This is a genomic window from Acinetobacter sp. YH16031, assembly GCF_013417335.1.
Taxonomy (GTDB): Bacteria; Pseudomonadota; Gammaproteobacteria; order Pseudomonadales; family Moraxellaceae; genus Acinetobacter.
In genome coordinates, this window is record NZ_VPED01000002.1 from 36426 (window position 1) to 60647 (window position 24222).

The following is a 24222-nucleotide window of genomic DNA, read 5'->3' on the forward strand; positions in this document are numbered from 1 at the left end:
AATTTGCAGAATTTCAGATAAGCAAAACAGATTATCTGAATTACTACAGTCCTTTAGCAAAAAACTGGAAACATGTTATGTTGCTATTAACAATAGAAATTGATCAATCATTCTGACAATGAAGAAAACCGAGCTGATCCATAATAATCCATTTTCTCCCTTGCTGTTTTGTGATGCAAAGGTTTTGCGTTATCTCAATATTTTGGGCGTTGCGCTGATTGCAGTCAGTTTGCTGTATTTAATGGCTGCGAACTGGTGGATGCTACCGAATCAGGTACAGTTAGCAATTCCAATGCTGGTTTTACTCTGTAGTGCAATAGCCAGCATTTACTTTAATCAGCGGGAATGGATCAGACAGAGTCTGGATACTGTATCTGGCCTGATGCTGGGCTTAAGTCTGGTGGTGATTGGGCAGATCTATCAGACTGGTGCGGATAGTTATCAGTTATTTCTGCTCTGGGCCGTATTGCTGTTGCCGTGGCTATATCGACCAAATATCGGGGTTTTTGCCATGCTTTGTGTGGTCAGTCAGCTGGCATTGTATTTTTACTTTAAGCAAAGTTTCTGGATGATACGGGCAGAAGGGTTGTATTTATTGACTTTGAACCTACTGACAGCCATCAGCTTTGCCTTTGCCATACGTTATTATCTGCTGCTGCGGTACCTGTTTATTGCACTCATTATCATGATTTCGATCAGCAGCATGATGCAGTTTACCCATCATTTTCAGCTGATCTATCTGGCTTCTTCAGTTGTTCTGCCAGCAGGTACTGCATTTTATTTTTATCGTAAGCATCAGGCACTAGAAACCATTTTACTGATTGCAGGCTTGGCTGCCAGTTTGAGCCTATGGCTGTTTGAACTGGTGGACGATCAGCTTACCAATTCAGCAGCGGGCTTATTTATCTTGGCAATGCTGATCTTTGGCTGGTTTGCGATGATTAGTTTTGCCCTAAAGAAAATTTTTCCACAAACCAAATTCTCCGTCATTCCTTTGGCACTTGGTGCATGGATAGCTGGGATTATTCTGGCAGTTTTATTACTGACCTATTGGAAAGCAGTTTCAATTGTTTTGGGTCTCATTTTTATTGGCATCGCTTGGAAATTATTAAGTCAAAAGAATTCCATATTTTTACGTCAGTTTGCCTATTGTCTTTGGGTTTGCGGGCAAGCTGCTGTATTAATTCATACGGAACTGCTCACCGATAGTCTGTTTATAGTGTGGCTGTTGCAATTAATGATGCTGGCTCTGACTGTGATCAAACGGATGCACTGGTTCATTCTGACCTTACAGCTCTTGATAGCTCATGCTTTAGCAATTGTCGTTTTGGCATTAGAGAACTCCTTTAAGCATGATGATATTGTAATCACGTTTGCCCTAAGCTTGAACTATGTCATTTTTATCGAGCTATTCCTAACCGCTAAATATTGGCAGTCCTCAATTTATCAGAAAAGTATTCTGCTCTGGATCATCGCTATGTTGACAGGTTCAGCCGTGGTTCAATCGGTGACTGGATTAGAGCACTGGCAGGGCATCGGGCAGATCAGCTTTGACCACGTTCTGCTGTTTTATGTTCTTCCGAGCTTATTACTACTGAGTTTTATTTGGCAAAACTGGCAGCAATTTAGTGAAAAATGGCTTTGGCTGATTCCTGTATTTGGCATCTTACTTATTCTATTGGGCTATTTTGAGATTTTTATCATTATGCTGCTTATGGCATGGGCAGTGGTCTATCAGCAACGACTTATACAGGCACTTACCATTTTATTGCTGATCTTCTGGCTATGGATGCTGTATTACAATCTGGGCTTAAGCTTCCTATTAAAATGCATCAGTATCTTTGCTTCAGGGATACTGGTCTTGTTGCTGGCCTATATTTTAAAGGGGTCAAAACTACAACATGAGCAAGGAGAGGCAAGATGAAAAAGTTTCTTCCTTTGCATCTGGCTATTTTCAGTATTGCCTTATTTTGTGGATTGATTGCGCAACATGAATGGCATCTTCGAGATAGCCAAAGTATTTTCGTAGAACTGGCACCAGCAGATCCGCGATCAATTCTGCAAGGCGATTATATGGCGCTGAATTATGATCTGCATTTTAGTGCACTAGCAGCGGAGAATAGATCAGAGCGACCAGAATCAGAAGCGAATATTCAAGATTTTGAAAACCAGTCCCGTGTACCAAGCTATGTACAGCTTGATGAGCAACGAAGAGTTGTCAAAACCAGTTTTGATCAAAGTGCATTGGATCAGCCACGCTCAGCGCAATTAATTCTGAAAAATCCGCGAAATACCTTTGAAGGCTTATATCCGGCTGCCAACAGTTTTATGTTCGCCGAGGGACTTGAGCCTTGTTATCGTAATGCCAAATTCGCTGAATTAAAGCTAAAAGAAAATGGAGAAGCTTTGTTGGCCGACCTGGTAGATCAAAATCTTAAGTCCTTAAACTGTGAGAACCGAAAAAGCTGGTGGCAGGGGAGTTAGTTTTATTTTAATCAACCATAAAAAAGCCCGCGAGAAGCGAGCTTTTTAGAATCTTGTCGAACCAGCTTAGGCAACTTGTACCGGAATGCAATTTGCAGTGTGATTCACAGTGTTATCCGGGTTGGCATAAACCAGACGTGGTTTATGAGCATTGGCTTCAGCTTCAGTGAAATCACCAAATGTTGCGATAATCACGATATCACCAACATCAGCCTGGTGCGCAGCACCACCATTCACAGAAATAATCCCTGAATTATCTTCACCACGAATGGCATAAGTAGTAAAACGCTTACCATTGGTCACGTTCCAAACATGAATTTCTTCGTATTCACGAATGCCAGCTAGATCCATCAAAACGCCATCAATTGCACATGAACCTTCATAGTGTAATTCTGCATGTGTAACAAAAGCGCGATGAATTTTGCATTTTAATAAACGAGATAGCATGGCTAGCGTCCCCTTAGTTGACCTAAGACTTTGATCTTATGGTTGAATCAATTTCTACGACACTGGATAAGTGGGTAGGCTTGCGCATTTTGCGCCTAAATGGCCAGCAAGGCAAGCGGAATTGTCCAGCAATTTATGAATGTTTAGTTCGGTTTATAAGCATTGATTTGATTCATTGCCTGTTGTACTTCACCGTTCACCAGCATTTTGGCGCGAGCAAGTGCATGGGCAATTGCATCGTCCATTAACTCTTGTTCACTGCTTGGTGCTTTACTCAGGACATGACCAGAAACACGGTCTTTAGAACCTGGGTGACCAATACCAATGCGTAGACGATGAAAGTTCGGACCGATATGCGGCACGATATCGCGTAAACCGTTATGTCCACCATGACCACCGCCAGTTTTCAGGCGAATAATGCCTGGATTCATATCCAGTTCATCATGGGCAATCAGGATTGATTCGGGTGCGATATTGTAGAATTTGGCGAAAGGAACAACACTTTTACCGGAAAGGTTCATGAATGTTGTAGGTAGAAGGAGACGGACGTCTTGACCTTCGATATTGCCACGACCGCTGAATCCATTGAATTTAGGGTCTTTTTTAAGGCTAATGCCATATTGATCTGCAAGGCGTTCTACAAACCAGAAGCCTGCATTATGGCGGGTTTGAGCATACTCAGAACCTGGGTTGCCCAAACCTACAATCAGTGAAATATTTGACACTAATCTACACCATTAACACTTATGCGCGTTTGAAGTCAGCGTGCATTGGAGTGTTTTTAGCTGGGTGACGTTGTAACGCTTGGATTTTAACGCTTTCAACTTTACCGTTTACATCAATTTCGATTACTTCTTCGAAGAATGAGTTGCTTTCTAAGAATTTAACAAGCTGACGAAGTTCAAGAGAAACAGCTACAGGAGCAGCTTCGCCACCATAGATGATCGCTGGAACTTTAGCAGCATGACGAAGGCGGCGGCTCGAACCTTTCCCTTGTTGTGCTACTTCACGTGCTTCTGCGTTTAATACGAAGTTTGCCATGATAGACATCCTATTTAAGTTTTAAATGAACCGGACCTGCGACCGATCCGGTGATAGAAAGCCCCGCCAAATGGCAGGGCTTTGGAAATTCAGCGCACTATTATAGATAAGAATCGAACATTGCGCTAATAGATTCTTCGTTGTTGATACGACGAATTGTTTCAGCAACCATGCTTGCAACTGAAACCTGGCGAATCTTGCCAAGAGCTAAAGCTTCTTCTGAAAGAGGGATGGTGTCAGTAACTACCAACTCATCGATCACAGAATTTTTCAGATTTTCAAGTGCTTTACCAGATAATACTGGGTGAGTCGCGTAAGCAACTACTTTGCGGGCACCGAAAGTTTTCAACGCATCAGCAGCTTTACAAAGCGTACCAGCAGTATCCACCATGTCATCAACGATCACACAGTCACGATCTTTCACATCACCAATCAAATGCATAACTTGTGATTCATTCGCTTTTTGACGACGTTTATCGATGATCGCCAGGTCGATATCACCCATCTGTTTCGCAACAGCACGAGCACGAACTACACCACCTACGTCAGGAGAAACAACCATCAGGTTATGATGCTGTTGTTGGCGTAAGTCAGCAAGCAGGGCTGGCGTACCGTAGATGTTGTCTACAGGAATATCGAAGAAACCTTGGATCTGGTCAGCGTGAAGGTCAATCATCACCACACGGTCAATACCTACAGTGGTCAGCATATCTGCAACAACTTTTGCAGTAATCGGCACACGGCTTGAACGGGGACGACGGTCTTGACGGGCATAACCGAAGTAAGGAATCACGGCAGTAATACGACCAGCACTTGCACGGCGTAACGCGTCAGCCATGACCAGGATTTCCATCAGGTTATCGTTGGTCGGTGCACAAGTAGGTTGTACGATGAATACGTCTTTACCACGAACATTTTCAGTGATCTCAACAGCGATTTCGCCATCAGAGAACTGGCCTACAGAGGCAGCGCCTAGAGGAATATGTAAGTGACTTACGACTTTTTGAGCGAATTGTGGATGCGCGGTTCCACTAAAAACGACAAGATTGGGCATGAAGCACCCTTGGCGGTTGGTATGTATGGAAGTAGATGGCAGGGGTAGCTGGATTCGAACCAACGAATGCCGGGATCAAAACCCGGTGCCTTACCACTTGGCGATACCCCTAATGCGGCAGAACTTTAATATTTTTGCGGTATTGTGTCAAGGTAAATTAACAGTCTTACAGCAAATGATGTTCTGTCTTTTTTCGAGAAAATGGCAGGGGCGGCTGGATTCGAACCAACGGATGCCGAGATCAAAACCCGGTGCCTTACCACTTGGCGACGCCCCTAGATTTGATGAACTGTAAGATGGCAGGGGTAGCTGGATTCGAACCAACGGATGCCGGGATCAAAACCCGGTGCCTTACCACTTGGCGATACCCCTAATACAGTACATCTACAGGTGAATAATGGCAGGGGTAGCTGGATTCGAACCAACGGATGCCGAGATCAAAACCCGGTGCCTTACCACTTGGCGATACCCCTATTGAACCTTGAAATGACGTAATGGCGATTCTTGCAGACTGTTCACCAGGTAAGATTTACATGGTGCATTCTCAAGAATGTCGGTCACATTCATATCATCAGTCACTTCGATAAAAACACAAGCACCTGTACCTGTAAGCTTTGCAACACCGAATTGATCGAGATATTGCATCGCCTCATCGACTTCTGGATATAGGCTTCGTGCCACTGGCTCAAAGTTATTTCCGAAATCAGATGGCTTTATCTGATAGGCGCAAAATTTAGAGGGCTTCGTGTCTCTTGTCAACGTTTTTTGTGAAAAAAGCTGTTGAGTGCTGATAAAACAGTCAGGTTTTAACACAATGAACTGTTTTTGATCTAAGTCTATGAATGTTAAGTGTTCACCAATACCTTCAGCCCAAGCATTGTGACCATGAATAAAAATAGGCACATCCGCGCCCAGCTTGACGCCGAGCTCTGCCAGTTGCTCAGAATTTAAGCCACAATGCCATAACTGATTCAGCACAATCAAGGTCGTTGCTGCATTGGATGAGCCACCACCAAGACCTGCACCCATGGGAATATTCTTCTCTAGTCGAATGATCAGACCAGAAGGCGTTTTGGCATAAGGCTGCAAAATCTGCGCTGCACGATAGATGAGATTCTGTTCCAAATCGACTGAGGCTAGACCTTCAATCTGAATCTGCTGATCATCTGTTTGCTCAAACTCTAGCCAGTCACACAAATCTATCAACTGAAAGATACTTTGCAGCTCGTGATAACCATCCGGACGGCGACCGGTGATATGGAGAAACAAATTCAGTTTTGCAGGTGAGGGAACACGAATCATCATAGGCTTGCATCAGACCAGTTAACGGTTTTGAATCACCATTGTAATACGGTTTTCACCCCCATTCTCAAGCGACTGCTTTAAAATCAAGCGGTTTGGAACAGTTGCCTGCTGGTTATAACTGAGGTCTACCGTCCAGCCTTGTTCAATAATCTGGCTGATACGCTGTGAGCTGTCTTTCTGGATCTGGGCAGATTGCGTCGCAGGACGCGCCTGTACCCAATCGACTAAATGACTGATGGGTGCCTGCCAGCCGGTTGCATGTTGCAGTAATTCTTCTGCCGTTGCTGCCTTGATCAGGCCGGTTTTGGCACTATTCAAAGTCACTTGGCCAGGAGTGCCTGAAATCTGGGTTTTTCCGGCACCTAGGATACCAGTCAGTTCAATATCAAATTCTTCCTGCTGCTGCACCCAGGTAAAAAAGGCGCTACCGCTTTGCTGAGGTGTACGTACCCCGATTTTACCTTGCAGCTGGAACTGGTTTTCAGCCTGTACCGATGGCGTGACAGGCGCTTTTTGCTGAACCATCTGCTGACAGCCACTCATGAACAGGGCAGTAGAAGCAAGGAAACAGCAGCCTAAAGTACTTATGTTGCGCATAAAAGAATGGACTCGTTCAGGATTGTGGTGCTAACAATAGCGAATTAAGTTGGTTTAATTCTGGGTCATTTGGATGGTTTTGTTGTAATTGTTGTAACACTTGATGGAATTGTTGTAGATCACCTTTCATATAAAGCGAACGTGCATAACGGACGCCAATTTTCGCACTTGGATTCAGTTCATAGGCTTTAAGCAGCACTTGGGCAGCCGTGGCAAAGTCATTTTGCAAATAACAGATATAGCCATAGGTATCCAGAATAGAAGCCTGTTCTGGCGCATATTCCAGTGCCTGTTCAGCATAGCGCCGTGCTTCATCCAGACGGCGATTTTGTCGCGCCAGTGTGTAGGCATAAGCATTCAGATAGGTTGGGCTATTCGGTTCGATTTTAAGCAGGGTTTTTAACAGCTGATCCAGTTGATCACGGTCTTCATGCGGATCTAATAACAAGACTTGAGCGTAGACCAGTTCCGGATCATCCGGCAGGTTTTTGCTGGCTTCCTCCAGAATTCGGATCGCTGCGTTCTTATTGTTCATGCGTTTCAGAATATCCGCTTGAGCCAGATACAGGAAACTGGCATGTTGCGGATAATTGACCCGTTCCTGAGTCAGAAAGCGCAGCGCATCATGCAATTTATCCTGCTCGGCAAAGATCGCAATGATATTGCGTCGTGAGACCGTATACAGGCTGCCATCCACCAGGCGGTAATACGCCTTGGCGGTTTCATAATGCTGTTTGCGTTCTGCATTGACCGCCAGATAGTAATAGGCTTCATTCTGGTACTGAGCCGAATAACGGAGCTCAACCAGGTATTTTTCAGCTCGTTCATATTGTTGCAGGTCAATACTGGTCAGACCGGCAATAAACAGTGCTTCTTCGTGTTGTGGTGATTTTTTCAGGATCGTTTCTAGTTTCTGTAAGGCCTTTTCAGCTTCATTTAGCTTGATCAGGTATTTAACCTCAGCCAGACGTATATCCATGTTATTGCGATGTTTGCGACTGGCTTTCTCGTACCATTTCAGCGTTTCCGCATCATCACCCAATGCCGCCAACAGATTGGCTTTCATCAGGATATAACCAGTCGACTTTGGACGTTTTTTTAAGGCGCGGTTGATGGTATTGAGAGCCTGTTCTAGCTGACCTTTTTGTGCTTCCAAACCGGCGACCAGCACCAGAATCGAAGGATTGTCTTTGGCTTTGCTAGTACTTAGAGCCTGAATTAAATATTCACGGTCATCCGGCTCATCCGGGGCAATCCCGGCCAGAATTTCTTCTAGATCGGCGTTATCATCAATTTTCAGGATCTTTTCCAGCGTTTCTGCCGCCAGTTCGTACTCATGCGCTTTTAAGGCAATATGCGCCAGATAGAATAATGCCGGCACATCCTGTGGTTCTTGAACGACCCAGTGGGTAGAAATATCCAGCGCTGCATTCAGGTCTTCATGTTCGAGGGCGATATTGAGTGCGCGCTGTTTAACCGCGGTGGAATTGCTTTTAATGGCCAGCACAGTATAGTTGTGTAAAGCGTTTGGAATATCGCGATAGGCGAGTGCGAACTCGGCTATCATACTTTGTTTTATCGCATCATAATTTTGATTTGCATGGTAAACTGCTTCTGCTGCATAAAGATGAGCAGTTGAAGCCATGCTAACCACCAGCAAGAATGTGGTAGAATATTGCTTAATGGTAGGGCCGTTTATACGGCTAGTTGTTAGACGCAATTTTTCTTTATCCAAGTAATGCTTTTTATGACACCGATGTTGCACAATAGCATAAATTTAGTGAAATGATGACCTGATATGTCTTTCTTTGCATTGGGTGTCAACCATCAAACTGCCTCTGTAGAGCTGCGCGAAAAGATTGCTTTTAACCCTGAAAAGTTAAGCATTTTACTTGCCGAGCAAAGCCAGCACCCTGTACTGAATGATATGGTGGTGGTGTCTACATGTAACCGGACCGAAGTTTACGCGATGTCGGACAATGTCGACATGGTGCTAAACTGGCTCGCCCAGACCAATGGTATTGATCCCAAGCAATTACAGAATCATGTTTATCGCTATGAGAATGCGCAAGCCGTCACTCATCTGATGCGTGTCGCCAGTGGTCTCGACTCCCTGATGCTTGGTGAACCGCAGATTCTGGGACAGGTCAAAACCGCACTCTCTCTTGCCAAAGAATCTAAAACCGTTTCGCAAAACCTGAATCGTATCTTTGAATATGCCTTTTATGCGGCCAAGCGTGTGCGCTCGGAAACAGCAGTCGGCAGTCATGCAGTATCGATGGGCTATGCAGTCGCACAATTAGCATTGCAAGTATTTAGCCGACCTGAGCAGTTAACTGTAATGGTCGTGGCAGCCGGGGAAATGAACAGTCTGGTGGCCAAACATCTGGCAGAAATGGGCGTCAGAAAAATCATTATCTGTAACCGAACTCGTGCTCGTGCAGAGAATCTGGCGCATGAAATTGCCCACCGTGCAGAAGTCGAGATTATTGATTTTGATCAGCTGGCAGCAAACTTGCATCGTGCAGATGTGATTTCCAGTTGTACCGGTAGTTTGCATCAAGTCATTCACTATCCGGATGTCAAAGCTGCCTTAAAGAAGCGCCGTTACCAGCAAATGCTGTTGGTCGATCTGGCTGTACCGCGTGATATTGATCCAAAAGTTGAAAAGCTGGATGGAGTTTATCTCTATGGCGTGGACGATCTGCAAAGCGTGATTGATGAAAACCTGGCGCAGCGTCGTCAGGCAGCGGTCGAAGCGGAAGTGATGGTCAATCAACTGGCGACTGAGTTGATCACCCAGCAGAAGGTGAGTGAGGCGGGTAGTACGATTCATGCTTACCGGGATTATGGGGAAAGCTTACGTCAGGAAGAACTGGCAACTGCTATGCAACGTATTGCCAAAGGTGAAAGTGCTGAAACAGTATTGGCCGAATTTTCGCATCGTTTGACCCAAAAACTTCTGCATCCGACCTCAATCATGCTGCGTGAAGCTGCCAAAGCTGAAGATCCAAGCTATTTTGAAATGCTACAGAACAGTTTGCAGGACGTGGTTCAGCATCGCCGTAAGGTTAAACATTAAGATGATGTCGGGATAACTTTCCGATATTTAAAAGGCGTTTAAAATAAACGCCTTTTTTATTTTCATGATTTTTAATCTTCGAGTAAGGTCATGGAACGTTTTTTATCAATTTCATAAATCCGCATCTTGAGATTTTTCATCTCCGCGATGCTACTAAACTTTTTCGATTTTAATTTGTGTTGTAGACACTGATATTGCAGCTTGATCGAGAAGTCTGCCGCCAGTTTGTCTGCCTGCTCAGGAGAAGAGGTGTAATCACTGACATTTGCATGTTGCAGGATATGCTGTAACTCATGATGATGTGCAGCACAGGCACCGAGTACATAATAGGTCGACAATTCCGGATCATCCGGCAATTCATCAAAAATCACATTAAATATATTCAGAATCTTGAACAACAGCTGATCTTCACTGACCAGTGCGCGTAATGGTTCAAAATGAATATACAGATATGGATGATTCAACAGAATCGCAATGACATACTCTTCGGCATCAATTTTGGTGCTAAAGCTTAGAGAGGCGTCATTATTGACTTTGGGTTGCCATTTGCGGCTAAAACCGAGTTTTTCCCGAAAGAACTGCTGTAGTAGATAACGGAATGAGCCAGCTTTTGGCAATAATTCGGTTAGCTGACGTAGCTCTCCCATCACCTGACTTTTACCTTCAGGCGTTGCAATGTCGTGATTCTGGGTAAGATGAGCAAAGACAAAGTCAGAGAGTAGCGGTGCCTGATCCAGCAGACGTCGGAAATTTTCAATGCCTTCACGACGAATCAGGGAGTCTGGATCATGGTCATTCGGCAGGACAAAGAATTTGAGCTCACGCCCATCATTCAGTAAGGGTAGAGCAATTTCCAGAGTACGGCGTGCAGCCTTTTGTCCGGCCGCATCACCATCAAAAGCAATGGTAATCCGGTTATTCTGCTTGAACAGAATATTTAGGTGATCAGTATTACTTGCTGTTCCCAAAGTAGCTACTGCACCATGAATGCCATATTGCTGCAAGGCAATGACATCCATATAGCCTTCCACCATCAGCCAGTCTTGAGCTTTCTGCTTGCGACCTTCATACAGGCCATATAGTAACTGGTTTTTATGGAAAACTTCTGAATCGGGTGAGTTGATGTATTTCGGTTTGATCTCGTCATTCAGTGCACGACCACCAAAACCAACCACGCGACCTTTGCTATCACGAATCGGGAAGATGACCCGATCACGGAGCAGGTCAAAATCCCGGCCACTATCGCTAGTACGAATCAGGCCTAAAAGTTTGAGACCTTCAATATCCTGCGGAAAGGCTTTTTCCAGATGTTGCCAGTCTTCCGGTGCATACCCGAGTCGCCAGTAGGCAATCGTTTCTGCGGTCAGACCACGCTGTTTAAAATACTGCTGGGCACTTGGACTATTGGGTAATTGGCGCTCATAAAACTGCGTGATATTCTCCAGCAGGTCGTATAAGTTGCCATCTGCTTGTGCTTCTGCTGTAGGCATTTGCTCAAAAGCGGCAAAAGGATCATCTGTATAAAATTCAGCTTCAGGTGCCTGAATTTCAGCAAATGGATCAAAATAAGCAGGTTGTTCTGATACTGGATTTGTAGATGTATCCGCAGTTTTTACTGGTGGCGTAGCAACCGGTTTTGGTTTGGCTTCGCGTTTGTATTTTAAGCGATTGGAATCTTTATTGTCTTTAGGCAGTTCAATTCCGGTCTGGCTAGAGAGGTCTTTCATCACTTCAATGAAATTGCGGCTGCCAATATCCATTAAAAAGCGGATGGCATTGCCGTTGGCCTGACAGCCAAAGCAGTGGAAATACTGCTTGTCACGATAGACGTGAAAAGAAGGAGATTTTTCCTGATGGAAAGGGCAACAACCCGAATAGGTACGGCCAGTTTTTTTTAGTTTCACGTATTGACCAATCACATCGACAATATCGGTGCGATCGAGAATCTGATCAATCGTATGCTGAGGAATGGCCATGGTTTGCTAAGCTTCTCGTGCTGCGTTATTTAGGTGTTAAATCATTGAAAATTAAGAGTAGGATGATTCATCCAACGCTATAAATGAATTAATTGGTATAACCTGTTTGCACAATTTGTTCAAGCATTGCTCAGAAAATGCAAAAGGGCAAGTATGATAACTTGCCCTTTGCAAAAATGCACCTGTAACAGTCGGCTTATTCAGCAGTCGGTTCAGGGAGCTTAGTTTCATTAGTTTTAGGACGATCGAGTAAACCAAAAGTCATGCGATTGGTCAGACTGCGTTTCTCTGCCTGTGGTTCAGCCGACTGGCTAGACGTATCGGTCACAGTTTTGGCTTCTTTACCGAAAATACCCAAAGTCGCACGGTTGAAGAAACTGCCTTCACTACGTGCTGCACGCAGGTTCACAGTACCATCAGCATTCACCAGACCTGGATAGTTCAGTTTCAGTACTTCGATATATTGCTGTGCTGTGGCTTTGTCACCCAGCTTGTCATAGCCATAAGCAACGGTTGCCAGCGCTTCTGGAATCTGTGGAGTCTGTGGATAGTGTTCAATTACCCATAAACCACGTTCAACAGCAGCCAAATATGCTTTACGCTTGATATTGAAACGGGCCGCATTCATTTCGCTTTCTGCCAGTTCCTGACCGATAAACTTCATACGCTGTGCAGCGTCTACAGCATAGGTACTTGATGGATAGCGGCGAATGAAATCGACAAAATTCTGGTAAGCCACTTTCAGGTAGCTCACATCACGGTGTGACTGTTTTAATGAGGTATAACGCAGCAGGCCATTATAGTTCTGCTCCATATTCGCTACGCCACGAACATAGTAAGCATAGTCGACATTTGGATGTTGCGGATTCAGACGGATAAAGCGTTCTGCCAGTGCGACTGCACCTTCATAATCTTTTTGCTGGAATTTGACATATAGCAGTTCCAGTTGCGCCTGCGGTGCATACTGGCTGGTTGGATAATAGGTTTCCAGTGCTTCGAGCTGTTTTGCTGCATCAGTATATTGTTTGCGATCTAGCGCATTCTGTGCTTTTTGGATATAAACCTGTTCGCTAGATTCTGGACCTTTGTCCACGACTTCTTTTTTTGGATTACTGCTACAGCCTACCATTGCCGATGCAATGCCTAACGTCACAGCAAGCATTGTCATTTTATAATGTGGTAGCGACATAAAAATTCCTCTGTTAATACGGGCAATGAGCTACAATTGCACTATTAAACCACTTTTGTCTGAATGAGCAAATGAGTCAAGCACAATCTTCCAATTCTAATATCCCTGATACTGATTTCAATTTACTTGAAGATTCTGAGGATGCAGATAACCATACTTCAGACGCAACTGCAACACGTTTATCGTTGCAATTTCAATTGGATGAAAGTTATATCGGGCAACGTATCGACCAGATTGCGGCCATGGTCTGGAGCGATTTTTCTCGAGAAAAGCTCAAGCAATGGATCAAAGACGGCAATTTATTAGTGAATGGTCAACCAGTTAAGCCGAAATTTAAAAGTGACGGCTTTGAAACCCTGACTTTAAACGTTGAACTGGAGGCACAAACCCGTAGCCTGCCTGAAGATATTCCACTGGATATCGTCTATGAAGATGATGACATTATTGTCATTAACAAACCAGTGGGCATGGTGGTGCATCCGGGTGCAGGTAATATGACTGGTACACTGGTCAATGCTTTGCTGCATCATTATCCGAAATCTTCTGAACTGGCGCGTGCAGGTTTAGTACACCGGATTGATAAAGACACCAGTGGTCTATTGGTTGTTGCTAAAAATCTGGAAGCGCAGTTTGCGCTTAGCAAACAGCTTGAGAAAAAGACCGTCTACCGTGTGTATGACCTGATCGTCTATGGCAACATCATTGCTGGCGGTACCATTGATGAACCGATTAAACGTCATCCAGTGGATCGTGTGAAAATGGCAGTCCTGCCAGGCGGTAAGGAAGCGGTGACGCACTACAATGTGAAAGAACGCTTCCAGCATTTCACCCGTATTCAGGCACGTCTGGAAACCGGTCGTACGCACCAGATTCGTGTGCACTTTAGCTACCTGGGCTATGGTCTGGTGGGTGATCAGGTCTATATGCCACGTGTGCGTATGCCAGCCGGTGCTTCGCAATTGCTGGATGACACCTTGCGTGGTTTTAAACGTCAGGCACTGCATGCAGCGACTCTAGGCCTGAAACATCCACGTACCAAAGAAGAAATGATCTTTAATGCGCCGTGGCCAGAAGACTTCGCCAATCTGGTTGAAGTGCTGCGTAGCGAAAACAAGGCCTATTAATTTTTCATTCTATTAGCTGTCATTAAAAAAAGGGAAGCGACATGCAATTTGTACAAGGTTTGCCTCAAGGTGTTTATGTAGGTCAGACCCGTGTTTATCATGAACAGGTACAGCCATCAGCCCAGCCAGAGCTAGCGGGCTTTAACCTGGCTTTGCATGTCAATGATGATGCTGCGCGTGTACAGAAGCATCGCATTCAGCTGTTGAAAGATTTCCAGCCTTTTGGCGTGGACAAAATTACCTGGATGACACAGACGCATAGCACCATTTGTCATACTATCAATGAGCAGATGCCTTTTAAGGCATTGGTCGGTGATGGTCTGGTGACACAGCGCAAAGCTCATGCCTTAATGATGATGACGGCAGACTGCTTGCCGGTAGTGCTGGGTAATGCTGAAGGTACTGAAGTGGCCAATCTGCATGCTGGCTGGCGTGGGCTGGCAGGCGGTATCGTTGAAAATACCATTGCCGCGATGCAGACCCAGCCAACCTGGGCGTGGCTTGGTGCAGCGATCAGCCAGCCTTGTTTTGAAATTGGCGCAGAAGTAAAAGAAGCTTTCTGTTCTAAATATCCTGAACTGGACAGTGCATTTCAGGCAGGGGAACAGGCCGGGAAATACTATGCGGATCTGTATGCAATTGCGCGTTACATCTTGCAGCAGCAGGGTGTTGAGACTGTTTTAGGTGGCGATCAGTGTTCATATCGTCAGGCGGATGAATATTTTTCCTATCGCCGTGAAGCCAAAACCGGACGCATGGCAACATTCGTGTTTATGGCATGAAAATGTTAAACTTGATTGAAATTCTTGGTTTTTGATTGTTATGTCCCTATCTTCCCAATCTGTTGCGATTGTTTATCACAGTCCTTATGGACACACGGCTAAAGTGGCAAACTTCATTGCCGAAGGCGCACAAAAAACTGGTGTCCAGGTGCATATGATGAATGTGGAACAGGTGGATTGGGAGGTATTGGACGCTGCCGATGCAATTGTATTTGGCTGTCCGACCTATATGGGTAGTCTGACTTCTGCCATGAAGTTATTTATGGAGCAGTCGTCCAAGCGCTGGCTGGCACGTAGCTGGCAAGGCAAGCTGGCAGCAGCCTTTACCAATGGTGGTGGCTTAAGTGGGGACAAGCTGGCTGTCTTGCAGCAGATTAATCTGTTCGCGATGCAACATGGCATGTTGTGGTCAGGTCTACCGTTGATGCCGACAGGTCGTTCCACTACAGATCTGAATCGCATGTCGAGCTTTCTGGGCCTCATGACCCAATCTGACAATGCACCTGTTGAAGTGACACCACCGGAAGGGGATTTACAAACCGCGATCTGGTTTGGGGAATATATTGCCTTGACCCTAGCGCGTCTGAATCTGAAAGCCTAATTCGATCCATAAAAAAACCTCCATTAGTTGGAGGTTTTTTATTGCTGGTATTATTTATGGAAAATACGCGCTTTATCACGTTGCCAATCACGGTCTTTCTCAGATGCACGTTTGTCGTGTAACTGTTTACCTTTTACTAACGCAATTTCCAGCTTGGCATGCGGGCCTTTCCAGTAACAGGCCAATGGTACACAGGAATAACCTTTCTGGTTGATCGCGCCCATGAGTTTTTCAATTTCACGGCGTTTCAGCAGCAGTTTACGGGTACGCGTCGCTTCAGGGACAACATGGGTAGATGCACTCAGTAAAGGTTGAATCTGTGCGCCGAACAGGAAGGCTTCACCATTTTTAAAGGTGATATAGCTCTCCACAATACTCATACGACCGGCACGCAGGGATTTTACTTCCCAGCCTTGCAAGGAAAGTCCAGCTTCAAATTTTTCTTCAATAAAATAATCGTGACGGGCACGTTTGTTCAGAGCAATCGTTCCGCCGTTATTTTTTTTAACTACAGTTGCTTTCGCCATAATCAGACACTTCCAAAGTTGTAGCTATTGTACCGTAACTTTTATTGAGTTGAAGTGTTTAAATTGATGGAGTTTCTTCACTAAAAAATGAAGATTTTGTTAAAATGGAAACTTACACAATAAACAGAGTACAAATGGATGACTAAAACTCGTGTAATTTATCCGGGAACTTTTGATCCGATCACCAATGGCCATATTGATTTGGTGACCCGCGCAGCAAAGATGTTTGATGAAGTTGTAGTTGCGATTGCAATCGGACATCATAAAAACCCGGTATTTAGTCTGGAAGAACGAGTTGAACTGGCCAAAACGTCATTAAGCCATTTGAACAATGTTGAATTTGTAGGATTTGATGGCCTGTTGGTGAACTTCTTCCGCGAGCAGAATGCGACAGCGGTATTGCGTGGTTTACGTGCAGTGTCTGATTTTGAGTATGAATTCCAGCTGGCCAACATGAATCGTCAACTGGATTCTCATTTTGAAGCGGTATTTTTAACCCCTTCAGAGCAATATTCTTTTATTTCATCCACATTGGTGCGTGAAATTGCTCGTTTAAGAGGTGATGTGACCAAGTTTGTTCCGCCAAACGTGGTTGAAGCCTTCGAGCGTAAACTTCAACAAGGTTGGTAGAGTGTCTTTATATATCACCGATGAATGTATCAATTGTGATGTCTGTGAGCCTGTCTGTCCGAATGAGGCAATTTTCATGGGTGAAGTCATCTATGAAATTAACCCGGACTTATGTACAGAGTGCGTCGGGCATCATGATAAACCACAGTGCCAGTTATTCTGTCCTGTGGACTGTATTCCGCTTGATCCGAACCATGCCGAGACGCGTGAGGAGCTTCAGGCCAAGTATGAAAAACTGACTGCTCAAAAAACATCAAGCAATTAGTCGCCAGATTTGGTACTATGCGGCTCGAAGTGAGCCAGACGATCGCTGCTGTGGAGATCTCCGTGATTGAAGCAGGGGAGGAAAGTCCGGGCTTCATAGGGCAAGGTGCCAGGTAACGCCTGGGCGGCGTGAGCCGACGGAAAGTGCAGCAGAGAGTAGACCGCCTTCATTATGGTTCTGAGTAATCGGAATCGGAGGTAAGGGTGAAAGGGTGCGGTAAGAGCGCACCGCATGACTGGTAACAGTTCATGGCATGGTAAACCCCACCGGAAGCAAGACCAAATAGGGATCCTTTAGGCATGGCCCATGCTGGATCCGGGTAGGTCGCTTGAGCGTATGAGTGATTGTACGCCTAGAGGAATGATCGTTCTCGACAGAACCCGGCTTATCGGCTCACTTCACCAAATTTTGATCAATCAGCACAATATGGGCTTGACGTTCTAAACAGAAAAACCCATAATGCGCGCACAGTTTAAGGCTATGTAGCTCAGTTGGTTAGAGCACCGCACTCATAATGCGGGGGTCACAAGTTCAAGTCTCGTCATAGCCACCATATTCTGAAAAAACCCACTCCGATTGAGTGGGTTTTTTTATGGCTTAATTTTGAGTTGTACTTGGAGGAAGAGCTGAAACACCTTACAATCGGTCAAATAAAACCATGACAAGAATATTGATAATGATAAAAAAAATCATCTTAAACATCTTAATTTTATATATTACTTTTCCTGTTTTTGCTGAAAATTCAATTCAATCATTGCCGTTTCAAAAAGAAAATGTTTCTGCAACTGAAATAAGGAAAATTTGCCAACAATTAGAATCCGAATGTCATGAAATGAATGCTCAACTCTGGTCAGTCAGTATTGCAAAAAATAAATATTATTATTTGATAGAAGACAAATTACGAATCACACAGCTTGTAAAGCAGCGTGAGCAATATCGAATTATGGAGCACTGGGATTTGGATCAGCATCAACCTGTATTTGCAATTCAGGAGGATCATAAGTCGATCATTTATCTCCATCCTGCACTTTACCCTTTAAATAAGCATAGTTATGCCATTGCCTTGGTTTATGGCGGTATTTCAAACTCTCTGGGTGATGATAGGGGTGAGCGAAGTGTAGATTTTATTCAATTACTTCCAAAAGGAAAAACAAAACTGGTCTTTGAGCATTTACCTTTTTACCAATACCAGAATCAACTCTCCTGCTACCGAGATATGAAAGATGAAAAGAATAATTATTGTGAAGATCAGCAGGCGACCATACTTAAAATCAGCTATAGAGATGTAGGATTGGCTTATTATGAATGGCATCTAAGTTATTTGAATATAAACTGGCTTAAAAATAATAAAATCGATGAATATAAACAGCGGAGTTTGACGCTAATCCCTTTTATTCAAGTGCGTTAAAGGCATGCAGTAGCGATGTAACATCATCCGTCTGCAACTGCTCACGCATTTTTAAAAACTGCTTTTCATCAATGTCATAAATTTTAAGGGAAAGCAGTTTTTTTATATCTTTTTCAGGGAAGCGGTATTTAATGATTTTCGCAGGTACGCCGCCAACTATGGCATAAGGTGGCACATCTTTGGTCACGACTGCACCTGTAGCAACGACCACGCCTTCACCGAGTGTCACGCCTTGCATAATCATGGCGCGCGAGCCAATCCAGCAACCATCGCCAATGACTGTGTCGCCAGCAGGTACAAAACTGCGTGTATCGAACGGAAATGCTGAAATCCAGTCAGTACGATGCAACTGATTGCCACCCATCATAATTACGCATTCTGCGCCAAAGCAGACGAAATTGCCGATATAAAGCTGGTCAATTGGTTTCTCTGGTGTGGCTGGTTTGTCATGCAGATAACGCACCACACAACGCTCGAAACCTTGATCCCAATAAGCTGAGTAATAGCTGTAATTGCCCTTAATATGAATATTTGGATTCTTCACGGTTTTGGAGATGAATTCGAACTCACACCAATGGTTCACAGGGGAATTAATCAACTTTTCAGCCATAACCGGGATACAAAAATAAGGAATACGCCATTATAGCGAATTGATCTTTAAGCTGGAGAACAATCCCATTCAACAACTGGCCTGATCAGGATTAAGTTTTACATGGCCTTAGCGGATTGAGGAATACGCGCAATGACTTTGATTTCGAAGTCAAAACCTGCCAGCCAGGTCACCCCCACAGCTGTCCAATTCGGATAGGGCCTTTGCGTAAAAATCTCGTTTTTAACTTTCATAATACTCTCAAATTGCTGTTCAGGATCGGTGTGAAAGGTGGTGACATCGACAATATCATCGAAAGTACAGCCAGCTGCTGCCAATGTAGCAGCCAAGTTTTCAAAGGCTTGTTCTACCTGTTTCTCAAAGTCAGGTTCAGGACTACCATCTTCACGACTACCAACCTGACCAGAAACAAATAATAAATCTTCTGATTTGATTGCGGCAGAATAACCATGCTGTTCATACAAAGCATGGGGATTTTGGGGAAATATTGCAGTTCTAGTCATGATAATTCTCGCTCAATTTTAATTTATACGTATTTTAGAAAGCTGTTTAAGTTTTCACATACGTAACGTATGTAAACATAATTGACATACGATGCGTATGTCAATTAAAATTTTCACAATACTGATGGAAACAATATATGTCTGTACGTGAACAAAAAATGGCGGAAACCCGCAAAAAACTCATAGAAGTCGCACGTCGTGCATTTGCTGAATACGGTTATGCGGACACTTCCATGGATAAGCTTACGGCAGAAGCGGGGCTGACCCGGGGTGCGCTATACCATCATTTTGGAGATAAAAAGGGCTTATTTGCTGCCGTGGTCGATCAGATTGATTCAGAAATGGCTGAATATGCCGGGCAACATCTGGAGCAGCCTGATGATCTATGGGAAGGATTGATGCTTGAAGGGCGAACCTATATTGAAAATGCTTTGAATGCTGAGTTTCAACGGATTGTGCTACGTGATGGGCCGGCAGTATTAGGAGATCCTGCACATTGGCCAAGTCAAAGTAAATGCCTACAGTCAACACGTGAATGTGTAGAACAGTTACTGGCTGAAAGTAGATTAAAACCCGTCGATGCACTTGCTGCGGCAGTCTTGTTAAATGGTGCAGCAATGAATGCAGCATTGTGGGTGGCTTCTAGTGAGCATCCTGCACAGGTCTTACCTCAGGCTTTACAGGCATTTGAAGCATTGGCGTCTGGCTTCTTAAAATAAAATCGATGGGAATTTCTCGGATCAATAAAAAACCCCTCATTTGAGGGGTCTTACAGCCTAAAATATCTATTTAAAGATTAGATATATTCAACGCTTACGATTTCGTATTCAACTTCACCTTGTGGAGTTACGATTTTCACATCGTCGCCTTCGTTTTTACCCAGCAGGCCACGCGCGATCGGAGAGTTCACAGAGATCTTGTTGATCTTAAAGTCTGCTTCATCATCACCTACGATTTTGTAAGTTTTGCGTTCTTCAGTGTCTAGATTCTCAATAGTCACAGTGACACCAAAAACTACACGACCGTTTTGCTCCAGTTCTTTAACATCAATCACCTGGCAAGCGCCCAGTTTACCTTCGATGTCCTGAATACGGCCTTCACAGAAACCTTGCTGCTCACGCGCAGCATGATATTCCGCGTTTTCTTTTAAATCCCCATGCTCACGTGCCTCTGCAATCGCTGCAGTAATACGTGGACGATCCACAGTTTTCAGTTGGTGTAATTCTTTCTCTAAGGCAAGTTTGCCTTCGGGAGTCATAGGATAACGTTGCATAGTTGTCCCTCAGTAATAAAAATGAAAGTCTATAAATGAAAAAAAGCCCGCCACCGAGAAGGTGACGGGACTTCTCAGTAACGAATTAACCTACTGTTAAATCTTGCAAACGATATACATCCATCGGCAATTTAATTGCTAAAGCTTGGCATACAGCATCAGCACCATTCAGGGTAGTGGTATGGTATACCTTACCTTGAAGCGCAGAGCGACGAATCGAGAATGAATCCTGCTGAGCTTGTTTACCTTCGGTGGTATTGATAATGAGGTGAATTTCACCATTTTTCAAGCGGTCTACAATGTTTGGACGGCCTTCGGTTACTTTATTTACACGTTCACATTCAATACCTGCAGCTTTAATCACATCATATGTGCCGCCAGTCGCAAGAATCTTGAAGCCGAAGTCAGCAAGCTGCTTCGCAATACCTGCCGCACGTGGTTTATCAGAATCACGTACAGAGATGAATGCATGTTTCACTTCGCCTTCAGTTGGTAGACCTGGTAAACGATCGTTAGAGCCTAGAACAGCTTTGTAGAACGCTTCACCAAATGTTTTACCAACGCCCATTACTTCGCCTGTTGATTTCATTTCAGGGCCAAGGATCGGGTCAACACCAGGGAATTTGTTGAATGGGAATACTGCTTCTTTCACAGAGAAGTGAGCAGGGATAATCTCTTTGGTAAAGCCTTGAGACTCAAGAGATTGGCCAGCCATACAACGTGCAGCTACTTTTGCTAAAGATTCACCGATACATTTAGAAACGAACGGAACCGTACGAGAAGCACGAGGGTTCACTTCCAGAATGTAAACATCATCACCTTTAACTGCAAACTGAACGTTCATCAAGCCCACAACGCCAAGCTCTTTAGCCATAGCGATGGTTTGACGACGCATTTCGTTTTGCACGTCTTCAGACAATGAATATGGAGGAATCGAACATGCAGAGTCACCAGAGTGAATACCGGCTTGTTCAATGTGCTGCATAATACCGCCGATCACCACGTCTTTACCGTCAGATACGCAGTCCACGTCAACTTCAATCGCATCATCAAGGAAGTGATCCAGAAGAACAGGCGCTTCATTCGATGCTTGTACAGCATCACGTAAGTAGCGTTTTAATTCTTCGTCGTTATACACGATTTCCATCGCGCGACCACCGAGTACGTATGAAGGACGTACCACCAGTGGATAACCCACTTTAGCTGCTTCTGCCATACCTTCTTCAGCAGATTTTACGATGCTGTTGTTCGGTTGACGAAGTTGCAGACGTTGAATCATTTGTTGGAAACGTTCACGGTCTTCTGCACGGTCAATCGCATCTGGAGATGTACCGATAATTGGCGCACCAGCTTCTTCCAAAGCACGAGCCAGTTTCAGTGGAGTCTGACCGCCGTACTGAACGATAATACCTTTCGGCTTTTCAGTACGTACGATTTCAAGAACGTCTTCAAGTGTAATCGGTTCGAAGTACAGACGATCAGACGTGTCATAGTCAGTTGAAACCGTTTCAGGGTTACAGTTCACCATGATGGTTTCATAACCGTCATCACGCATTGCCAGGGCAGCATGTACACAGCAGTAATCGAATTCGATACCTTGACCAATACGGTTAGGACCGCCACCAATCACCATGATTTTGTCACGGTTAGACGGATTAGATTCACACTCTTCATCGTAAGTTGAGTACATGTACGCTGTATCAGATTCAAACTCTGCTGCACATGTATCCACACGTTTGTAGACTGGAGTTACGCCCAGATTCCAACGGTGCTTACGGAATTGTTTTTGTGAAATACCCATCAGGTTGGCAATACGGTGGTCAGATAAACCTTTACGTTTAAATGAACGGATATTGTCAGCGTTAAGATCACCAAAACCTAAAGATTTGATTTGTTCTTCAGTTTTAACGATGTCTTCGATCTGGATCAGGAACCAGCGGTCGATGTTGGTTGCCGCAAATACTTCGTCTAGAGTGAAACCGTGACGGAATGCATCAGCCACATACCAGATACGTTCTGGACCTGGAACTTTAAGTTCTTGAAGAATTTTCTCGCGCGCACCTTCAGTACCCACTTCGATTTTTTCATCAAAACCAGTTGCACCAACTTCAAGACCGCGAAGTGCTTTGTTCACAGACTCCTGGAAGTTACGACCAATCGCCATAACTTCACCTACAGATTTCATCTGTGTAGTTAGTGTCGCATCAGCTTGCGGGAATTTTTCGAAGTTGAAACGTGGAATCTTGGTAACAACGTAGTCAATTGCTGGTTCGAACGATGCTGGAGTTGTACCGCCAGTGATGTCATTTTTCAGTTCATCAAGGGTATAACCAACAGCCAGTTTCGCTGCGATTTTCGCAATCGGGAAACCAGTGGCTTTAGATGCCAGTGCAGATGAACGCGATACACGTGGGTTCATCTCGATGATTACCATACGGCCATCTTTCGGGTTAATACCGAACTGAACGTTAGAACCACCTGTTTCAACACCGATTTCACGAAGAACCGCTAAAGATGCATTACGCATTAACTGGTATTCTTTATCAGTCAGTGTTTGTGCAGGCGCAACAGTGATCGAGTCACCTGTGTGTACGCCCATTGGGTCAAAGTTTTCGATCGCACATACAATGATACAGTTGTCGTTTTTGTCACGAACAACTTCCATCTCGTACTCTTTCCAGCCAATCAGTGATTCATCGATCAGTAACTGGTGAGTAGGAGAGAGGTCGAAACCACGTTCACAGATTTCCAGGAATTCTTCACGGTTGTAAGCAATACCACCGCCTGAACCACCCATCGTGAATGATGGACGGATAATTACAGGGAAACCGAAGCGCGCTTGAATCTCAAGTGCTTCTTCCATAGATTCAGCAATAGCCGCTTTTGGACATTCCAGACCAATTTTACGCATTGCTTCGTCAAACAGTTTACGGTCTTCTGCTTTTTCGATCGCTTCTTTGGTCGCGCCGATCAGTTCAACGTTGTATTTTTCAAGAATACCGTTGGCATCCAGTGCAAGGGCACAGTTCAGTGCAGTCTGGCCACCCATCGTTGGAAGCACAGCATCTGGACGTTCTTTTTCAATGATTGCTGCAACAGTCTGCCAGGTAATCGGTTCGATATACGTCGCATCTGCCATTGCAGGGTCGGTCATAATGGTCGCTGGGTTAGAGTTCACCAGAATAACGCGGTAGCCTTCTTCACGAAGCGCTTTACATGCTTGAGCACCTGAGTAGTCAAACTCACATGCTTGACCGATGACGATCGGACCAGCACCAATGATCAAGATGCTTTTAATGTCAGTACGTTTAGCCATGATGCTTC

The 24222-nt window shown here is 44.5% G+C and carries 24 protein-coding genes, 5 tRNA genes and 1 other RNA gene; 12 read left to right on the forward strand and 18 right to left on the reverse strand.

The genetic code is table 11. The annotated features are described in order from the left end of the window. The first annotated feature begins 118 nt into the window (after positions 1-118). Both FTV31_RS01300 and FTV31_RS01305 read left to right on the forward strand, forming a co-directional pair. Positions 119-1924, forward strand: a complete 1806-nt coding sequence (locus FTV31_RS01300) for a DUF2157 domain-containing protein (protein ID WP_180012732.1) — start codon at positions 119-121, stop codon at positions 1922-1924. Then, positions 1921-2484 (forward strand): GDYXXLXY domain-containing protein, encoded by a 564-nt coding sequence (locus FTV31_RS01305; protein ID WP_180012733.1) that lies wholly within the window; start codon positions 1921-1923, stop codon positions 2482-2484. Before FTV31_RS01300 ends, FTV31_RS01305 begins: the two co-directional genes overlap by 4 nt. A gap of 66 nt (positions 2485-2550) precedes the next feature. Here the strand turns inward: FTV31_RS01305 and panD are convergent, their stop codons facing one another. The 11 genes from panD to FTV31_RS01360 all read right to left on the reverse strand — a co-directional run bounded on the left by panD (position 2551) and on the right by FTV31_RS01360 (position 8648). After that, entirely contained in the window at positions 2551-2931 is a 381-nt protein-coding gene (gene panD, locus FTV31_RS01310; protein WP_004784844.1) for an aspartate 1-decarboxylase, read from the reverse strand. Positions 2932-3074: 143 nt separating this feature from the next. Then, positions 3075-3656, reverse strand: a complete 582-nt coding sequence (gene pth, locus FTV31_RS01315) for an aminoacyl-tRNA hydrolase (protein ID WP_005236857.1) — start codon at positions 3654-3656, stop codon at positions 3075-3077. Positions 3657-3675: 19 nt separating this feature from the next. Next, the gene (gene rplY, locus FTV31_RS01320) at positions 3676-3972 is read right to left on the reverse strand and encodes a 50S ribosomal protein L25 (RefSeq protein ID WP_004784841.1); all 297 of its coding nucleotides are present in this window, start codon (positions 3970-3972) and stop codon (positions 3676-3678) included. Positions 3973-4072: 100 nt separating this feature from the next. Then, positions 4073-5026 carry a ribose-phosphate pyrophosphokinase gene (locus FTV31_RS01325; RefSeq protein WP_004784839.1) on the reverse strand — a complete coding sequence of 318 codons (954 nt, stop codon included), beginning with the start codon at positions 5024-5026 and terminating at the stop codon, positions 4073-4075. Between the two features lie 36 nt (positions 5027-5062). Next, positions 5063-5137: transfer RNA gene (locus tag FTV31_RS01330), tRNA-Gln, on the reverse strand. Between the two features lie 91 nt (positions 5138-5228). Beyond that, a tRNA-Gln gene (locus FTV31_RS01335) sits at positions 5229-5303 on the reverse strand. Between the two features lie 20 nt (positions 5304-5323). Next, positions 5324-5398, reverse strand: a tRNA-Gln gene (locus FTV31_RS01340). 26 nt (positions 5399-5424) lie between these two features. After that, positions 5425-5499 (reverse strand) — tRNA-Gln (locus tag FTV31_RS01345). Further along, entirely contained in the window at positions 5498-6328 is an 831-nt protein-coding gene (gene ispE, locus FTV31_RS01350) for a 4-(cytidine 5'-diphospho)-2-C-methyl-D-erythritol kinase (protein WP_180012807.1), read from the reverse strand. Before ispE ends, FTV31_RS01345 begins: the two co-directional genes overlap by 2 nt. A gap of 21 nt (positions 6329-6349) precedes the next feature. Continuing rightward, positions 6350-6928: a lipoprotein insertase outer membrane protein LolB gene (gene lolB / locus FTV31_RS01355; protein WP_180012734.1), complete on the reverse strand. Its 579-nt coding sequence runs from the start codon at positions 6926-6928 to the stop codon at positions 6350-6352. Between the two features lie 16 nt (positions 6929-6944). Then, on the reverse strand, positions 6945-8648 hold the full coding sequence (locus FTV31_RS01360; RefSeq protein WP_159123462.1) for a tetratricopeptide repeat protein: 1704 nt from the start codon (positions 8646-8648) through the stop codon (positions 6945-6947). A 78-nt stretch (positions 8649-8726) separates the two neighbouring features. Between FTV31_RS01360 and hemA the strand changes: the two genes are divergently transcribed. Continuing rightward, positions 8727-10010: a glutamyl-tRNA reductase gene (hemA, locus tag FTV31_RS01365; RefSeq protein ID WP_180012735.1), complete on the forward strand. Its 1284-nt coding sequence runs from the start codon at positions 8727-8729 to the stop codon at positions 10008-10010. Between the two features lie 71 nt (positions 10011-10081). Here the strand turns inward: hemA and FTV31_RS01370 are convergent, their stop codons facing one another. Beyond that, on the reverse strand, positions 10082-11986 hold the full coding sequence (locus FTV31_RS01370; protein WP_180012736.1) for a DNA primase: 1905 nt from the start codon (positions 11984-11986) through the stop codon (positions 10082-10084). A gap of 196 nt (positions 11987-12182) precedes the next feature. Further along, the gene (locus tag FTV31_RS01375) at positions 12183-13175 is read right to left on the reverse strand and encodes an outer membrane protein assembly factor BamD (protein WP_180012737.1); all 993 of its coding nucleotides are present in this window, start codon (positions 13173-13175) and stop codon (positions 12183-12185) included. Between the two features lie 71 nt (positions 13176-13246). On the opposite strand from FTV31_RS01375, the gene rluD reads away from it, so the two are divergent. The 3 genes from rluD to FTV31_RS01390 are packed head-to-tail and all read left to right on the forward strand — an operon-like array spanning position 13247 to position 15682. Beyond that, positions 13247-14299 carry a 23S rRNA pseudouridine(1911/1915/1917) synthase RluD gene (rluD, locus tag FTV31_RS01380; RefSeq protein WP_180012738.1) on the forward strand — a complete coding sequence of 351 codons (1053 nt, stop codon included), beginning with the start codon at positions 13247-13249 and terminating at the stop codon, positions 14297-14299. Between the two features lie 41 nt (positions 14300-14340). After that, positions 14341-15081, forward strand: a complete 741-nt coding sequence (gene pgeF / locus FTV31_RS01385) for a peptidoglycan editing factor PgeF (RefSeq protein WP_180012739.1) — start codon at positions 14341-14343, stop codon at positions 15079-15081. A 40-nt stretch (positions 15082-15121) separates the two neighbouring features. Continuing rightward, complete coding sequence (locus FTV31_RS01390; protein WP_005236845.1) at positions 15122-15682, forward strand: flavodoxin family protein; 561 nt, start codon at positions 15122-15124, stop codon at positions 15680-15682. Between the two features lie 50 nt (positions 15683-15732). On the opposite strand, the gene smpB is transcribed toward FTV31_RS01390, so the two are convergent. Beyond that, the gene (gene smpB, locus FTV31_RS01395; protein WP_004784822.1) at positions 15733-16209 is read right to left on the reverse strand and encodes an SsrA-binding protein SmpB; all 477 of its coding nucleotides are present in this window, start codon (positions 16207-16209) and stop codon (positions 15733-15735) included. Positions 16210-16347: 138 nt separating this feature from the next. On the opposite strand from smpB, the gene coaD reads away from it, so the two are divergent. From coaD to FTV31_RS01420, 5 genes are all read left to right on the forward strand, one after another. Next, positions 16348-16839 (forward strand): pantetheine-phosphate adenylyltransferase, encoded by a 492-nt coding sequence (gene coaD / locus FTV31_RS01400; RefSeq protein ID WP_180002110.1) that lies wholly within the window; start codon positions 16348-16350, stop codon positions 16837-16839. A 1-nt stretch (position 16840) separates the two neighbouring features. Next, complete coding sequence (locus tag FTV31_RS01405; protein WP_008305083.1) at positions 16841-17104, forward strand: YfhL family 4Fe-4S dicluster ferredoxin; 264 nt, start codon at positions 16841-16843, stop codon at positions 17102-17104. Between the two features lie 26 nt (positions 17105-17130). Continuing rightward, positions 17131-17508: RNase P RNA component class A (gene rnpB, locus FTV31_RS01410), an RNA gene on the forward strand. A gap of 72 nt (positions 17509-17580) precedes the next feature. Next, a tRNA-Met gene (locus FTV31_RS01415) sits at positions 17581-17657 on the forward strand. A gap of 123 nt (positions 17658-17780) precedes the next feature. Then, positions 17781-18512, forward strand: a complete 732-nt coding sequence (locus FTV31_RS01420) for a hypothetical protein (RefSeq protein WP_257227121.1) — start codon at positions 17781-17783, stop codon at positions 18510-18512. On the opposite strand, the gene FTV31_RS01425 is transcribed toward FTV31_RS01420, so the two are convergent. Both FTV31_RS01425 and FTV31_RS01430 read right to left on the reverse strand, forming a co-directional pair. Further along, on the reverse strand, positions 18496-19122 hold the full coding sequence (locus tag FTV31_RS01425; RefSeq protein WP_180012740.1) for a CatB-related O-acetyltransferase: 627 nt from the start codon (positions 19120-19122) through the stop codon (positions 18496-18498). The genes FTV31_RS01420 and FTV31_RS01425 overlap by 17 nt on opposite strands. Positions 19123-19220: 98 nt before the next feature. Further along, positions 19221-19625 (reverse strand): RidA family protein, encoded by a 405-nt coding sequence (locus tag FTV31_RS01430; protein ID WP_180012741.1) that lies wholly within the window; start codon positions 19623-19625, stop codon positions 19221-19223. 137 nt (positions 19626-19762) lie between these two features. Here FTV31_RS01430 and FTV31_RS01435 point away from each other — a divergent pair, with 137 nt between their 5' ends. Continuing rightward, a complete protein-coding gene (locus FTV31_RS01435; RefSeq protein WP_180012742.1) occupies positions 19763-20344 on the forward strand; it encodes a TetR/AcrR family transcriptional regulator in 582 nt (193 codons plus the stop codon). Between the two features lie 77 nt (positions 20345-20421). Here the strand turns inward: FTV31_RS01435 and greA are convergent, their stop codons facing one another. Together greA and carB are read right to left on the reverse strand one after the other, a co-directional pair. Continuing rightward, complete coding sequence (greA, locus tag FTV31_RS01440) at positions 20422-20898, reverse strand: transcription elongation factor GreA (protein ID WP_005236827.1); 477 nt, start codon at positions 20896-20898, stop codon at positions 20422-20424. A gap of 85 nt (positions 20899-20983) precedes the next feature. Further along, positions 20984-24214 carry a carbamoyl-phosphate synthase large subunit gene (gene carB / locus FTV31_RS01445; protein ID WP_180012743.1) on the reverse strand — a complete coding sequence of 1077 codons (3231 nt, stop codon included), beginning with the start codon at positions 24212-24214 and terminating at the stop codon, positions 20984-20986. Positions 24215-24222 lie beyond the last annotated feature (8 nt).

Coding starts and splice junctions, on each gene's coding strand:
- pgeF (WP_180012739.1), top strand. CDS start 14,341: ATGCAATTTGTACAAGGTTTGCCTCAAGGTGTTTATGTAGGTCAGACC.
- FTV31_RS01435 (WP_180012742.1), top strand. CDS start 19,763: ATGTCTGTACGTGAACAAAAAATGGCGGAAACCCGCAAAAAACTCATA.
- greA (WP_005236827.1), bottom strand. CDS start 20,898: ATGCAACGTTATCCTATGACTCCCGAAGGCAAACTTGCCTTAGAGAAA.
- hemA (WP_180012735.1), top strand. CDS start 8,727: ATGTCTTTCTTTGCATTGGGTGTCAACCATCAAACTGCCTCTGTAGAG.
- FTV31_RS01375 (WP_180012737.1), bottom strand. CDS start 13,175: ATGTCGCTACCACATTATAAAATGACAATGCTTGCTGTGACGTTAGGC.
- panD (WP_004784844.1), bottom strand. CDS start 2,931: ATGCTATCTCGTTTATTAAAATGCAAAATTCATCGCGCTTTTGTTACA.
- ispE (WP_180012807.1), bottom strand. CDS start 6,328: ATGATTCGTGTTCCCTCACCTGCAAAACTGAATTTGTTTCTCCATATC.
- smpB (WP_004784822.1), bottom strand. CDS start 16,209: ATGGCGAAAGCAACTGTAGTTAAAAAAAATAACGGCGGAACGATTGCT.
- FTV31_RS01420 (WP_257227121.1), top strand. CDS start 17,781: ATGATAAAAAAAATCATCTTAAACATCTTAATTTTATATATTACTTTT.
- FTV31_RS01390 (WP_005236845.1), top strand. CDS start 15,122: ATGTCCCTATCTTCCCAATCTGTTGCGATTGTTTATCACAGTCCTTAT.
- FTV31_RS01300 (WP_180012732.1), top strand. CDS start 119: ATGAAGAAAACCGAGCTGATCCATAATAATCCATTTTCTCCCTTGCTG.
- FTV31_RS01370 (WP_180012736.1), bottom strand. CDS start 11,986: ATGGCCATTCCTCAGCATACGATTGATCAGATTCTCGATCGCACCGAT.
- FTV31_RS01430 (WP_180012741.1), bottom strand. CDS start 19,625: ATGACTAGAACTGCAATATTTCCCCAAAATCCCCATGCTTTGTATGAA.
- rplY (WP_004784841.1), bottom strand. CDS start 3,972: ATGGCAAACTTCGTATTAAACGCAGAAGCACGTGAAGTAGCACAACAA.
- FTV31_RS01425 (WP_180012740.1), bottom strand. CDS start 19,122: ATGGCTGAAAAGTTGATTAATTCCCCTGTGAACCATTGGTGTGAGTTC.
- FTV31_RS01325 (WP_004784839.1), bottom strand. CDS start 5,026: ATGCCCAATCTTGTCGTTTTTAGTGGAACCGCGCATCCACAATTCGCT.
- FTV31_RS01305 (WP_180012733.1), top strand. CDS start 1,921: ATGAAAAAGTTTCTTCCTTTGCATCTGGCTATTTTCAGTATTGCCTTA.
- lolB (WP_180012734.1), bottom strand. CDS start 6,928: ATGCGCAACATAAGTACTTTAGGCTGCTGTTTCCTTGCTTCTACTGCC.
- carB (WP_180012743.1), bottom strand. CDS start 24,214: ATGGCTAAACGTACTGACATTAAAAGCATCTTGATCATTGGTGCTGGT.
- coaD (WP_180002110.1), top strand. CDS start 16,348: ATGACTAAAACTCGTGTAATTTATCCGGGAACTTTTGATCCGATCACC.
- rluD (WP_180012738.1), top strand. CDS start 13,247: ATGAGTCAAGCACAATCTTCCAATTCTAATATCCCTGATACTGATTTC.